The sequence below is a fragment of the Corynebacterium sp. HMSC05H05 genome (assembly GCF_001807265.1).
Classification (GTDB): Bacteria; Actinomycetota; Actinomycetes; order Mycobacteriales; family Mycobacteriaceae; genus Corynebacterium.
Map to the genome: position 1 here is coordinate 22,667 of NZ_KV788369.1, position 12,532 is coordinate 35,198.

General features: G+C 67.1%; 13 protein-coding genes. 7 read left to right on the forward strand and 6 right to left on the reverse strand.

Going from position 1 to position 12,532, the window contains the following annotated elements; genetic code table 11:
* Positions 1–23: 23 nt before the first annotated feature.
* Genes HMPREF3151_RS00735 through HMPREF3151_RS00745 form a run of 3 tightly spaced genes read right to left on the reverse strand, consistent with a single transcriptional unit; the run spans position 24 to position 2,607 of the window.
* The gene (locus HMPREF3151_RS00735; RefSeq protein ID WP_070472206.1) at positions 24–722 is read right to left on the reverse strand and encodes a PIG-L deacetylase family protein; all 699 of its coding nucleotides are present in this window, start codon (positions 720–722) and stop codon (positions 24–26) included.
* A gap of 1 nt (position 723) precedes the next feature.
* A complete protein-coding gene (locus tag HMPREF3151_RS00740; protein ID WP_083290095.1) occupies positions 724–1,059 on the reverse strand; it encodes a helix-turn-helix domain-containing protein in 336 nt (111 codons plus the stop codon).
* A gap of 54 nt (positions 1,060–1,113) precedes the next feature.
* Positions 1,114–2,607: a DUF1846 domain-containing protein gene (locus HMPREF3151_RS00745; RefSeq protein WP_070472211.1), complete on the reverse strand. Its 1,494-nt coding sequence runs from the start codon at positions 2,605–2,607 to the stop codon at positions 1,114–1,116.
* Between the two features lie 25 nt (positions 2,608–2,632).
* Between HMPREF3151_RS00745 and HMPREF3151_RS00750 the strand changes: the two genes are divergently transcribed.
* The 5 genes from HMPREF3151_RS00750 (at position 2,633) to HMPREF3151_RS00770 (ending at position 8,653) form a co-directional block, all read left to right on the forward strand.
* Entirely contained in the window at positions 2,633–3,439 is an 807-nt protein-coding gene (locus HMPREF3151_RS00750) for an Fpg/Nei family DNA glycosylase (RefSeq protein WP_070472214.1), read from the forward strand.
* Positions 3,440–3,460: 21 nt separating this feature from the next.
* Positions 3,461–5,032, forward strand: a complete 1,572-nt coding sequence (locus HMPREF3151_RS00755) for a bifunctional ADP-dependent NAD(P)H-hydrate dehydratase/NAD(P)H-hydrate epimerase (protein ID WP_070472370.1) — start codon at positions 3,461–3,463, stop codon at positions 5,030–5,032.
* Positions 5,025–5,984, forward strand: a complete 960-nt coding sequence (locus HMPREF3151_RS00760; RefSeq protein ID WP_070472216.1) for an NAD(P)-binding domain-containing protein — start codon at positions 5,025–5,027, stop codon at positions 5,982–5,984. The genes HMPREF3151_RS00755 and HMPREF3151_RS00760 overlap by 8 nt, the downstream gene beginning before the upstream one ends.
* A gap of 569 nt (positions 5,985–6,553) precedes the next feature.
* Positions 6,554–7,462, forward strand: coding sequence for a hypothetical protein (locus HMPREF3151_RS00765; RefSeq protein ID WP_141741250.1), 909 nt, complete (start codon positions 6,554–6,556; stop codon positions 7,460–7,462).
* A 78-nt stretch (positions 7,463–7,540) separates the two neighbouring features.
* Positions 7,541–8,653 carry an MFS transporter gene (locus HMPREF3151_RS00770; RefSeq protein WP_070472221.1) on the forward strand — a complete coding sequence of 371 codons (1,113 nt, stop codon included), beginning with the start codon at positions 7,541–7,543 and terminating at the stop codon, positions 8,651–8,653.
* Here the strand turns inward: HMPREF3151_RS00770 and HMPREF3151_RS00775 are convergent.
* Genes HMPREF3151_RS00775 through HMPREF3151_RS00785 form a run of 3 tightly spaced genes read right to left on the reverse strand, consistent with a single transcriptional unit; the run spans position 8,563 to position 10,698 of the window.
* Positions 8,563–9,069, reverse strand: coding sequence for a hypothetical protein (locus HMPREF3151_RS00775; RefSeq protein ID WP_070472223.1), 507 nt, complete (start codon positions 9,067–9,069; stop codon positions 8,563–8,565). The genes HMPREF3151_RS00770 and HMPREF3151_RS00775 overlap by 91 nt on opposite strands.
* 10 nt (positions 9,070–9,079) lie before the next feature.
* Positions 9,080–9,721, reverse strand: a complete 642-nt coding sequence (locus tag HMPREF3151_RS00780; RefSeq protein ID WP_070472226.1) for an ABC transporter ATP-binding protein — start codon at positions 9,719–9,721, stop codon at positions 9,080–9,082.
* Positions 9,721–10,698: an ABC transporter permease gene (locus tag HMPREF3151_RS00785; RefSeq protein WP_070472229.1), complete on the reverse strand. Its 978-nt coding sequence runs from the start codon at positions 10,696–10,698 to the stop codon at positions 9,721–9,723. Before HMPREF3151_RS00785 ends, HMPREF3151_RS00780 begins: the two co-directional genes overlap by 1 nt.
* 91 nt (positions 10,699–10,789) lie before the next feature.
* Here HMPREF3151_RS00785 and HMPREF3151_RS00790 point away from each other — a divergent pair, with 91 nt between their 5' ends.
* Both HMPREF3151_RS00790 and HMPREF3151_RS00795 read left to right on the forward strand, forming a co-directional pair.
* Positions 10,790–11,932, forward strand: coding sequence for a sensor histidine kinase (locus HMPREF3151_RS00790; RefSeq protein ID WP_070472231.1), 1,143 nt, complete (start codon positions 10,790–10,792; stop codon positions 11,930–11,932).
* A complete protein-coding gene (locus HMPREF3151_RS00795; RefSeq protein WP_070472234.1) occupies positions 11,929–12,531 on the forward strand; it encodes a response regulator in 603 nt (200 codons plus the stop codon). Before HMPREF3151_RS00790 ends, HMPREF3151_RS00795 begins: the two co-directional genes overlap by 4 nt.
* The last annotated feature ends 1 nt before the right edge of the window (position 12,532 follow it).

Below are 12,532 nucleotides of genomic sequence, written 5' to 3' on the forward strand. Positions count from 1 at the left end.
TCCACCCAGGCCAGCGGGGAAAGTTAGAGGTCAAAGGCTTTGAACGCGATGGCCAGTGGAACGCCGAGCGCTTCGCCGCCCTGCTTGGCTGCCCCGCCGACGATCTCCGCGCCGCTGGGGTGCTCGGGCAGCGCCTGGAAGTACGCCTTGTGGGCGTCCAGGGACTGCGCGCCTTTCTCCACGTGCCGCTGCTCCACTACCACCGCCACGTCTGGTTCACTCGCGCCGGTGACCAGCAGCGTTTTCGCCTGGTGGCGCGGCCCCAGCTCCGGGAAGAGGAACTCGTTGCCGGCGTCGCGCGCGGCGTCCACCGCTGCCATGCCCGCCACCCGATGGTCCGCCTGGTTCAGGCCCCACGGTGCGACAACGCTCCAGTCCTGGGTGAGCACCACAGTGGGTTTAAAGGAACGGATCTCCCTTGCGATGGCCTTGCGCAGCTCCAAGGTGTGCTCGAGCAGTCCGTCGGTGAAGTCGAGCAGCTCCAGATCGCCAGCACCGACGATGTCGCAGGCGCGGCGCTGCTCCTTCGTGCGCGTCTCGCGCACCTGCGCGGGATCCCCGCCCGCGATGCCGTGCTCGCCGTGCGTGAGCAGCAAGTACGCCACCTCGACGCCGTCTTCGGCCCATTTGGCAACAGCGGCGGAGGCGCCGTACTCCATGTCGTCGGGGTGGGCGACGACGGCGAGGACGCGTGCGCCGTCGTCAAGCAAAAGCTCTTGCACCTTAGCCCCGCTTCTCCTTGAACGCGAGGGCGTCGCGCGTGTACACGCGGCGGTGGGTGCCCACCTTGTGGCCGGGAAGCTTGCCGTCGTCGATGAGCTTGACCACAAACGGGCGCGAGACGCCGAGCAGGTTGGCCACCTGTTGGGTGGTCATCTCCTCGTCTGGTTCCGCCGGGCGCACCAGGCGCCCCTCCGCGAGGTCCTCGAGCAGGTCACGGACCCACACAGCCGTCTGTTTCGGCAGCGTGACGTGGTCTTCCGCGCGCGTGCGCGCGACGGCCAGGTTGTTGTTGAGCTCGGCTAATGCATCTTCCACCGGAGATTGCTGTTCCCGCATGACCCAGACAATAAACTACAACCGAAACCAGCGCAATAGTTAGTGTTGGAAAACTTAACGCTTGTGGTACAGCGCCTTGCGCCAGTACTTCGGCTCCGAGGTGGCAAGCACCCCCAAGTTACGGAAAATACCCTCGTCCACAGACCCCAGAATCGTGGTGATGTGCGCGTCGCACCCGCGCAGAGACTTCAAATGCTCCAGCGCCAGCGCCGCATCCGGGTTGCCGGACGCCGACACGGACAACGCAATGAGCACCTCGTCGGTGTGCAAGCGCGGGTTCACCGAGCCCAAATGCCGGGTCTTCAACGTCTGGATCGGCTCGATGGAGTCCGGGGAGAGCAGGTGCACGTCGTCGTCGATGCCGGCCAGCAGCTTTAAGGCGTTGAGCAGCACCGCGGCGGACGGGCCGAGCAGATCGGAGGTCTTACCGGTGACGATGCGGCCGTCCGGCAGTTCCAACGCAGCGCCGGGCTTGCCGGTGCGCTCCGCCACCTCCAGCGCGGGCGCGACCACCACTCGGTCCTCCACGGACAGGTCCGCCTTGCGCATGACGTTGAAGTTGCGGTCGGAGACAGTGGAGTCGGCGTCCGCGCGGCGCTCGTCCACAAGCGCCGCGTAATAGCGACGGATGATCTCCTGCTCGGCGGCGTGGCGGCACGCGGCGTCGTCGGAAATGCAGTAGCCCGCCATGTTCACACCCATGTCCGTCGGCGACTGGTACGGGTCCGCGCCGGTGGCCTCCCGCAGCAGCGTCTTCAGCAGCGGGAACACCTCGATGTCGCGGTTGTAGCTGGACACCTTCTCCCCGTAGGCCTCCAGGTGGTACTGGTCAATGACGTTGATGTCGTCCAAGTCCGTCGTGGCGGCCTCGTACGCCAGGTTCACCGGGTGCGACAGCGGCAGGTTCCAGATCGGGAACGTCTCAAACTTGGCGTAGCCAGCGTCGATGCCGCGCTTGTGCTCGTGGTACACCTGGGATAGGCAGGTGGCCAGCTTGCCGGAGCCGGGCCCCGGCGCGGTCATCACCACCAGGTCGCGGGTGGTTTCCACGTAGTCGTTGCGGCCGAACCCGTCTTCGCTCACCACCTTCGCGGTGTCGTTGGGGTAGCCCGGGATCATGTAATGGCGCGAAACCTTCAGCCCCAGACGGGCGAGGCGCTCCACGAAGGCCTCGACGTTCTGGTTGTGGCCCTCCAGCTGCGTAACCACCACGTTCTCCACCAAAAATCCGCGGTCCCGGAACACGTCCACAAGCCGCAGCACGTCGTCTTCGTAGGTGATGCCCAGATCCGCGCGCATCTTCTGGCGCACCACGTCGCCGGCGTTGAAGCAGATGACAATCTCCACTTCGTCCTTGATCCGGTCCAGCATGGCGATCTTGTTGTCGGGAGTGAATCCGGGCAGGACGCGGGAGGCGTGGTTGTCGTCGAAAAGCTTGCCGCCCATTTCCAGGTACAGCTTGCCACCCACCTCGGCGCGCCGTTTCTGGATGTGCTCGGACTGCATCTGGATGTATTTTTCGCGGTCGAACCCGATCTCATACGGCATGCGAGCAATAGTACAGTCAGCCACCGTGCCTGAGGGTCATGTCATTCACCGCCTTGCGCGCCGCTTCAACGCGGACTTCCGCCCCGCGCCGGTCGCCGCAAGCTCGCCGCAGGGGCGCTTTGCACCTTCGCTTATCGACGGCACTCCGCTCACCCACGCTGCAGCCCACGGAAAACACCTGTTCCTGCAGTTTCCGGACGCGACCGTGCATGTGCACCTGGGGCTGATTGGGAAGTTCTCGTTCGAACCGGCCGATACGCTGCACGGCCAGATCCGGCTGCGGCTCGTGCCGGACGGGGGAGCAGGGGAGATAGCAGCCAACCTGCGCGGCCCGCAGAAGTGCGCCTACATCACCCCAGCGGAGCAGCAGGCGATTCTGGACGCCGCCGGGGAGGACCCGCTTTCTCCCGCCGCGGACCCGGACGCGCTGTTCGAGCGGGTGCGGCGCTCCCGGCGCGCCATCGGCTCGCTGATGATGGACCAGGCCTACTTCGCCGGGGTGGGCAACATCTACCGCGCCGAGCCGCTGTTCCGCCAGGGCATCTCCCCGTTCATCCCGGGCCGTGAGCTGGGGCGCGAGCGTTTCGACGCCATCTGGGCCGACCTAGTGGCGCTCATGGCCGACGGGGTGGAAACCGGGCGCATAGACACCGTGCGGCCCGAGCACTTGCCCGAGGCGATGGAGCGCGCCCCGCGGGAGGACGACCACGGGGGAGAGGTCTACGTCTACCGACGCACCGGCGAGCCCTGCCACGTGTGCGGGCGGCCCGTCGAAAAACAGCAGTTTGAGGGCAGAAACCTGTTCTTTTGTCCGTCCTGCCAGGCACTTTAGGGCACGGGTAGTGTGGTGCGCATGCACGCCACGACTTTCACCGCAGACCAGATTCGGGCGGCGGAGGCGCCGCTGTTGGAAGCCCAGTCGCACCCAGATGAACTGATGCAGTCGGCGGCGCACGCGGTGTACGAGGCAGCTGAGGCGATGCTGGCGCACGGTGCGGGCGGCCGCGCACTCGTGCTCGCCGGCCCGGGCGGCAACGGCGGTGACGCGCTCTACGCCGGTGCCGAGTTGCAGCTCGCCGGCCACAAAGTGGCTGCGCTGCTGACTGCCGGACACGCCCAAGGGCGGGCCCTTTCGGCGTTCACCGACGCCGGCGGCACCGTGCTGGAACGGCTGCCGGATAGTTCCGCGGAATACGCCCTGGCCATCGACGGCATTACCGGCATCGGCGGATCCGGCGGCCTGCGGGGAGAGCTCGCGGACGTGGTCGCCTGGCTTCGCAACGTGCATGTCCTGGCTGTGGACGTGCCCTCCGGCGTGGATGCGGACACCGGCGTAGCGGGTGAGCTGCACGTCACCGCCGACGCCACCGTCACGTTCGGCGGATTTCGTCGCGCACACGCGCTTGCCCCGGAGTGCGGTGTGCAGCTGCTCGCGGACATCGGCCTGCCGGGGCGTCCGCTGCACAGTACGCTGCTGGATACCCTGCCGGAATGGGCGCATGAGGGACCCGCACTGGTGCTCGCCAACCGGGCCGTGCCGGGCCCTGGCCATTGGCCCAGCAGCCTTACCCCACTTGGTGCTGCGTCGGTTCGCTCCCTCGAGCCTGGCCCTTACGACGACAAGTACAGCGGGGGAGTAGTGGGTATCCGCGCAGGCAGTGGTGGGTATCCGGGAGCTGCCGTGCTCGCTGTGTCTGGAGCGGTGCATGCCTCGCCAGCAATGGTGCGCTACTCCGGTCCGCAGGCCGCTGAGGTGGTGCGGGCACGCCCGGAGGTCGTCGTCACGCAAAAGCTCGAAGAAGCGGGACGGGTGCAGGCCTGGGTGTTCGGTCCCGGCGCCGGCACCGACGAAGCAGCCGCGCGCGAGCTGGCGTGGATCTTGCGCCAGGAGGTGCCCGTGCTCATCGACGCCGACGGCCTCACCCTCCTCACTGAACACCCTGAACTGCGCCAACAGGTGGCCAAACGGCAGCAGACTACAGTGCTCACGCCCCACGACGGCGAGTTCGCGCGCCTCCAGAAAGCGGCCGGAGTTGCCGCGGGAATCCGCTTCGAAGAGACACTCGCCCTCGCCGCAACGCTGCGCGCGACGATCGTGCGCAAGGGCCGAATCACCCTGGTCGCACCGGAGGACGAGCCGCACCTGGTCCACGCCGTCGACGCCGGCCATTCTTGGGCTGCGACCCCCGGCTCGGGCGACGTGCTCGCCGGCATCATGGGTGCGCACCTGGCGTTGGCGGCAGCATGCACCCCATACGCCGACGCCGCCATAGCGGCCACAACCACCGGGGCGGTGACCGTCCACGCGCTCGCAGCGTCACTCGCCGCCGAGACCCCGTTCGGCCCCGCCACCGCGCCGGCTGGCCGCATCGCCGATTTTGTCCGCCACGCTTCTGCGCTATGCACCCGAGGCACCCATGCTTGACGCCGTCGTTGTCGGCGCGGGCCAATCCGGCCTCGCCGTGTCGTACTACCTGCGCAAATACGGCGCGGATTTTGTCGTGCTGGATGCCTCCGATAAGCCCGGCGGGGCGTGGCCGCACTACTGGGACGCGCTGACGCTCTTCTCCCGCGCGGAGTTTTCCAACCTGCCCGGCTGGCCCATGCCCCACTACGACGGCTACCCGCCGCGCGATCACGTGGTGAAGTATCTGTCCCGCTACGAACAGCGGTATTCCCTGCCCATCCGCCGAGGTCAGCGGGTCAAGCATTTGCTTTTCGACGGCTCCGCCTTCCACCTCAACAGCTTTTCCGCACGCAATGTTGTGATGGCCACCGGAATCTGGTCCGCGCCCTTCGTCCCGTTCGTGCCAGGGGCGTTCGCGGGGCAGCAGCTGCACTCCGCCTCGTACCGGCGTCCCTCGGACTTCTCGGGGCAGCGCGTCGCTGTGGTCGGCGGGGGCAACTCCGGCGCGCAAATCGTCGCCGACCTCGGGTTGTCCGGCGTGGACGTCCAGTGGTTCACCCGCCGACCGCCCACCTTCATGCCCGACGACGTCGACGGCGCGCAGCTGTTCCGCCGCAACCGCGAACGCTTCGTCGCCATCGCGCGCGGCGAGGGCGACCCAGGCGGCGCCGACTTCGGCGGCGACATCGTGGTTGTGCCCGAAGTGCGCCGCGCCCGTGCGCAGGGACTTCTCGACGCCTCACCCATGGTCTCGTCCCTCGATTCCCTGACCGACTTCGATGCCCTGATCTGGGCCACCGGCTTCCGCCCCGCGCTGTCCCCCATGCGGGGGTTGGAGCGCGGCCTGGACACTCCCGGCCTGTTCGTCCTGGGTTTCGATGCGTTGAACGGCCCGGGCGCCGGCACCATCGGAGGCGTGAGTCCTTTCGCCCGGGACATCGCGAAGCAGATCGTGGGTATCGACCAATAGTTGGTTGCCCCTTGATTGTCCGCAATGCGGAGCTGCGGATTCCGCAAGCCTGGGGCGCACACAGAGCAGCCACCCGCCCCCACAACAGCGGATCCAGCTATCTGGACCTCGTAAATCGCTGTTTTACGTCGAATAGCTGGATCCTTGTAGCTGGAAACAGCCCGTGGCAAGGGCGGATAGGTGGCCCCGACCCGCACCCCACCGCATAAAAACGTCAACATCTTTGAATGACGTGCGTGTAATTTCGCCCGCTGACAAGCAACAATGCCCCATAAAGGGCGCACCCAACCCTAGAACCTACCTTTTATTTTGCTTAGAAAGTTGAGTCAACGTTCCGGCAACCTGCGTGTTCCCCGAATTTAAACGGCCAGGGCCGTTTAAGAGAGCCACGTCACGCCTCTTACGAATGCTGAATTGTTGTACCTCTGCGCTACGCTATCGGTGTGTTAAAAAATCGGAGGATTGTAGCGCTCACATGCGCAGCCGCAACTGCAGCGGCCGCGTTTGTCGTGCCTTCCGCCGGTGCAGCTACCGTGGGCGAGCCCAGCGATGGCGTGTGCTCGCTGAAGGTGAATGACGCTGAACGTAAGTACATTGATTCGCTCGACCGCAGTGTCGGCATCGGCGCATCGGATGAACGGGCCCGCTGGACGTCCGCGTTTGAGCAGTTGTACCCAGCTGCTCCGGATACCGTCGCACCGTTTTTGGAGTTGTTCACCGGCTCGTACGTGACCTACTTCAACAGCAACCTCGAAGCCAATATCGAGATGTGGGCTCAGCGTGTCGCGGAGGACACTGGTGCGGACATCGATTCTTCCCGCGCGTACTTCACGCAGGTGTGGAATTCGGCGGCCGTTAGCGACCACCAGGCGTTCGACATGACGAAGTACTGGGACATCATCGATAACGCTGTGCGCAACGGCGAGATCACTGTGCCGGCTCGCGACGGCTTCGCGGAGTTCGCGCTGATCCCGGACCGCGAGGGGCTGATTGAGCAGCAGTCTCGCGACTACCCGGCAATGCCGAAGGACCAGGTCGAGGCGTGGGTTGACGCGTATGAGCAGCTGCCGGATGTGCAGCAGGCTCGTCGTGTGTCGAAGTTGATGGTGGCGTTCGAGGACGCCCGCACAACCTGCGCCGCAGGTGGCGGCAACGCACTTTTGCCTACCGACGGCCCGAACCCGGACACCCCGACCACCACGCCGTCGAAGAACCCGTACAAGACCCCGACGCAGCAGCCGGGCCGGTCCAACGATTCCGTGACCCACACTGTCACCACCGGTAACGTCACCGCCTCGGTGACCTCCAACCGGGTGACCAGCATCTCGGTTTCGCAGACCACGCCTAAGACGGAGAAGACCGCAGACACGGTGTCCGGCGGTTCGTCCGCAAGCCCGGGCGTGATCATCGGCGTGATTATGGCGATCCTGGTTGCCCTCGGCGCTGCCGGCGCAGCGTTTGCGCTGGGTGACCAGTAGCCGTATCTTGACGCGGTGCACAACTCCCAGCAATCCCCACAGCAAACAGCGAAGTTCCCCGTCGTCCCGCTGACGGCGATGAGCTTCGCTGCGTTCGTGTATGTCACGTTCGAGATGTTCGCCATCGGCCTAATTTCCCCGATGGCGCGGGACCTGAACGTCTCTGAGGGTCAGATTGGCCTGCTCATGAGCGTCTACGCCGGTCTGGTCGCGGTGGTGACTATCCCGCTGATGCACCTCACGCGGAAGGTGGACAGGCGCTACCTGCTCATCGCCACGCTGGTATTCCTGCTCGGCGGCATCATTCTGCAGGCCACGGCCACAAGCTACGCCACGCTGGTGGCGGGCCGTGTGACTGCGGCGTTTACTCACGGCCTGTTCTGGTCACTGGTCAACCCGGTTGCCGCGCGGATTGCGCCGCCGGGGCAGATGGGCAAGGCGGTCGCAGCGGTGTCGTTCGGCTCCACTCTGTCGATGGTGATCGGCTCGCCGCTGACCACGGCGATGGGCTCGGCGATCGGCTGGCGCGCCTCCACCTGGGTACTCGGCGCCGCTGTAGTGGGGGCGCTGGTGATGCTGGTGATTTCCCTGCCCAGCCTGCCCGCCAAGCCGCCGGCGCAGCAAACCGGCGCGCAAGCGACGAAGTCGGCCATCCCGTCTTTGGTCATCTACCTTGTGCTGGCGGTCATGGCGATCTTTGTCACCTTCACCTACCTGGCACTGCTCATCGAAGCCACGGCCGGCCACCGCTTCGTGCCCTACGGCGTGGCGTTGTTCGGCATCGCCGGCCTGATCGGGGTGACCCTGTCGGGCCGTCTGGTGGATGCGCGCATGATCCGCCTCAACGGCATCGCCACCGCCACGCTGGTGGCCTCCGGCATCGCGGGCCTTTTGGCGCTGCACTACAACACGGGTATCGGCATGTTCGCGGTGATCGTGGTCTTCGGCATCGCCGCGGGCGCGTTGCCCACGGTGGCCACCACGATCTTCCTGTTCGCGGGCCAGCGCAACCAGGACCTGGCCAGCTCGGTGTACGTGGTCACGTTCCAGGTTGGCATCGCCTCGGGCTCGGCGCTGGGCGCCGCCACGGTGGACCTGGGTTACTTGGGCGGCACACTGCTGTCCACGGCTGTGCTCGGCGCGTTGGCGTTTACCGTCATGGCCACCCGCTCGCGGTCCCTCCTGCGGTAGCGCGCGGGTTCCACGAACCGCCCTGCGGCCTCCAGCTCCAGGTAGCCGCGCAGAAACTCCGCGGTCTCGCCGGCGACAAACGTGCGCTGGCCCCACTCGGGCACGCGGAAGATACCGTGCGGCACGCGCACAAGGTCGCGGCCGCGCAGCATCGTCGCGCCCATTTCCTGCAGCGAGGTCACGATGAACGCCTCGCCGACCGCGTACGCGACAACGTTGCGGTCCAAGGCGCGCAGCTTATCGACGACACCCCGGCCCGCGAGCCAGTATCCGTCGCCGGCCGCAAGGTCGTCGTCAGGCAGCTGCGGGAGAGCGCGCACCTGGGGCCCGGACGACGAAAGCCCCGCCCTGCGCTCGATCTCCCTGGCCAGCAGGACAGGGTCGAGCGGGGCGGGGCCGGGGGCGCGGTAGAACACGGGCGCCAGTCTAGGCGTAGGCGGGGGCGTTGACGCCGAGTTCGAAAACTTCGTCGCTGCTCTCGATGAGGGAGCGGTCGTGGGTGACAAAACCGCAGGCGATGTCCCGCTCGGTGGTGAGCTGGCGCAGCAGCGTCACGATCTCCTGGGAGCGGTCGGCGTCGAGGGCGGCGGTGGGCTCGTCCGCAAGCAGAAGCGACGGCTCGCCCATGAGCGCACGCGCAATGCCGACGCGCTGGCGCTGGCCGCCGGACATCTCGCCGATGCGGCGGTCGCCCAGGCCCTCCAGGCCGACGGTGGCCAGCAGTTCCTCCGCCCGGTCGCGGCGGGGTTTGATGCCCCGAATGTGGTCGGTGACCAGCAGCTGGTCGCGCACGTTCAGCGCGGCGATGAGGTTGGCCTGCTGGAAGATCATGCCGATCTTGTCGCGGCGCACATCGTTGTCCACGGTCTCGCCGTTGAGCTTGGCGGTGCCGGAGTCCGGTTGAATCAGGCCGGCTGCGACGGACAGCAGGGTGGACTTGCCGGAACCGGACTCGCCGACGATGAACGTCATCTCGCCGGGCTTGGCGGTGAATTCCAGGTGGTCCAGTACAGTGCGCATTTCCTGGCCGTCCTTGAATGCGACAGTGACATCGTTGAGTTCGAGCATTATGCGACACCTCCAAGAGCCGACTGAGGGTTAACTTTCGAGATGGAACGGGTGGCGATCAGGGCGCCGACCATGCCGAGGGCCCAGATGGCCACCGGGGGAGCGATCGCCGTGAGCGCGGTCAGGGAGAACGGTGCGCCACCCTGCATGACAAGGCCGAGGCCGAACGCCGCGACGCCGCCGATGAGCGCGCCGATGCCCAGAATCACCGCGGCCTGACCGAGGGCGTCCTTGAGCAGGTAGGAGTTGGATGCGCCGATGGCCTTCAGGATGGCCAGGTCGCGGGTGCGCTGCATCGTCCACACGGTGAGGAAGGCGATGATCACCAGCGCGGCGATGGCGTAGAGGAAGCCCTGGATCAGCTTCAGCGACCCCTGCTCCGAGGAGTACGCCGGCAGGCCGTCGAAGGCCTCCTTCAGGCTCACCCCGCCGTCGACGTCGTGGTCCGCCAGCAGCACCGAGCCGTCGGCGTCGGTGTGCATGACGGCCTGCCAGAACTCGGTGGGCACCCACAGGACGGGGGAGTGGGAGAACGCGAGATCCTCGCCGGTCGCACCGACAGTGATGTCGTTGCCGGCGACGGTCACGGTCTCGCCCTCGCCGACTTCGAGGGAGGGTGCGGCCACGGCTTCGTCGGAAAGCTTCTGGCCCCCTGGGAGCTCGGTGCCCTTCGGCAGCGACAGGATGGCCACGGCCGCGTCCTCGCCGTTGTCCTTGGTCATGAGCATCTGGCTGGCACCGAGCGGGGTGAGCCCGTCGCGCGCCTCGACGCGGGAGGTGGTGAACGAGATGTCCTCCGGGTCCTGGAAGACCACCGATTGCGGGTCCAGCGCCTCCAGCGCGGACGTGTTTTGCTTGCCCAAGCCGGCGGTCAGTCCGGTGAGCACGACCACCAGCAGCGTAATCAGCGCCACGGTGCCTGCGATCAGCCCGAAGCGCCCCTTGGCTGACGTGATTTCTCTGATTCCTACGAACATGGTGTTAATCCTGCCGTTGACCTGCACCTTGATACATCGCGCAGGCGGTTGAAATCCCGCTCAACCGATCGGTTGATCTACGCTCAGACGCATGTTGTCCACCACCCGCCTGCTCGACTTTCTGCGCGTGAGCCTGCACGTGCTCGTCGCCGTGCTGCTTGCGGTGGGGCTCGTGGGGCAGTTGCGTAGCGGCGCACCCGTGACCGCCCTCGCCCTGCCCCTGGCGTTCGCCTGCGTCTACATGGCCGGCACCGTCTGGCACTTCCACGGCAAGGACTACCCGGCGTGGGCGCCGCACGCGTGGCTCGCGGTGGTGGCGACGCTGTGGGTGGGGCTGGTGCAGATGTCCGGCGAGTTCGTGTGGCTCGAGTTCCCGCTGGTCATGCTGGCGTGCGTGCTGCTGAACACCTGGTGGGAGCTCGCGGCCACCGCGGCGTTTTTGGCCGTGGCGCTCGCCTCCACCGCACCCGGGGGAGGGCCCGGCGCGATCATCGGCCCGACCATCGGCACCGTGCTGGCGGTGATCATCGTGCACGCCTACCAGGCGCTGCGCGCGGAAGCGGACCACTACCGGCAGATGGCCGAGGACCTCAGGGCCGCCCAGCGCGAGGCTGCGAAGGCCGAGCACGCCGCGGGTGTGGCGGAGGAGCGGGCGCGCCTGGCGCGCGAGGTGCACGACACCATGGCGCAGGGTTTGAGCTCCATCGTGTTGCTGGGCCGGGCGATGGACAAGCAGCTCACCCAAGGCGACCCGGCGCGCGAGACGCTGAACGTGATCCGCTCCACCGCCTCCGACAACCTGGCGGAGGCTCGCCGCTTCGTCGCCGAAAACTCCGCGAGCACGCAAACGAAACCCCCCGCGCGCGAGACGCTGCCGGTGCGGCTGGAGCGCCTGGCCCGCCACGCCCAGGATCGCCAGCGCGCGCTCGGCGAGCAGCTCGAGGTCCGCGTCCAGGCGGTTGAGCTGCCGGAACCGTGCGCGTCGGTGGCGGAGCGCGTCGTGCGCGAGGGCCTGAGCAACATCGTGCGGCACGCGGGTGCCTCGTCGGCGGTGGTGACCGTGGATAGGCTTGGTGCGACCGCAACCATCGACGTCTTCGACAACGGCCGCGGCATCACCGGGCCCGAGGGCTACGGCTTGAAGGGCCTGCGCGCCCGCGTCGAGGAGGTCGGCGGCGAGCTCACGGTGGAGGGCAACGTCCTCGCCGCAACCCTGCCTGTGGAGGAGAAATGACACTTCGCGTCATGCTTATCGACGACCATCCGGTCGTCCGCGCCGGCCTCCGCGCCGTGCTCAATTCCTTCGACGGCGTGGAAGTCGTCGCCGAGGCCGCCGACGGCAACGCCGAGGTGCCCGAGGGGGTGGACGTGGTGGTCTCCGACATCCAGATGCCCGGCGCGGACGGCATCGCGCTCACGCGCCGCCTCGTCGCCGCCGGTGGGCCGCCGGTGCTGATCCTGACCACCTACGACACCCAAGCAGACGTGGTCGCCGCGGTGGAGGCAGGCGCCATGGGCTACCTGCTCAAGGACGCGCCGGAGGATGAGCTGTACGAGGCAGTGCGGAGCGCGTCGCAAGGCAAAAGAGTGCTCTCCCCGCAGGTGGCCAACGTGCTCGCGGACCGGCTGGTCAACCCCGCCGAGGCGCTATCCGCGCGCGAGATTGAGCTGCTGCGCGCGCTGCAGACCGGCGCCTCCAACAAAGAGATCGCCCAGCAGCTGTTCATCTCGCAGGCGACCGTGAAAACGCACCTGATCCACATCTACGCCAAACTCGGCGTGGACAACCGCACCGCGGCCGTGGAGGAAGCCCGGCAGCGCCGGATCATATAAG

Bases quoted from the DNA above. Each gene is read 5' to 3' on its own strand.
- HMPREF3151_RS00785 (WP_070472229.1), bottom strand. From the start codon at position 10,698: ATGTTCGTAGGAATCAGAGAAATCACGTCAGCCAAGGGGCGCTTCGGG.
- HMPREF3151_RS00755 (WP_070472370.1), top strand. From the start codon at position 3,461: ATGCACGCCACGACTTTCACCGCAGACCAGATTCGGGCGGCGGAGGCG.
- HMPREF3151_RS00760 (WP_070472216.1), top strand. From the start codon at position 5,025: ATGCTTGACGCCGTCGTTGTCGGCGCGGGCCAATCCGGCCTCGCCGTG.
- HMPREF3151_RS00795 (WP_070472234.1), top strand. From the start codon at position 11,929: ATGACACTTCGCGTCATGCTTATCGACGACCATCCGGTCGTCCGCGCC.
- HMPREF3151_RS00740 (WP_083290095.1), bottom strand. From the start codon at position 1,059: ATGCGGGAACAGCAATCTCCGGTGGAAGATGCATTAGCCGAGCTCAAC.
- HMPREF3151_RS00745 (WP_070472211.1), bottom strand. From the start codon at position 2,607: ATGCCGTATGAGATCGGGTTCGACCGCGAAAAATACATCCAGATGCAG.
- HMPREF3151_RS00780 (WP_070472226.1), bottom strand. From the start codon at position 9,721: ATGCTCGAACTCAACGATGTCACTGTCGCATTCAAGGACGGCCAGGAA.
- HMPREF3151_RS00790 (WP_070472231.1), top strand. From the start codon at position 10,790: ATGTTGTCCACCACCCGCCTGCTCGACTTTCTGCGCGTGAGCCTGCAC.
- HMPREF3151_RS00770 (WP_070472221.1), top strand. From the start codon at position 7,541: ATGAGCTTCGCTGCGTTCGTGTATGTCACGTTCGAGATGTTCGCCATC.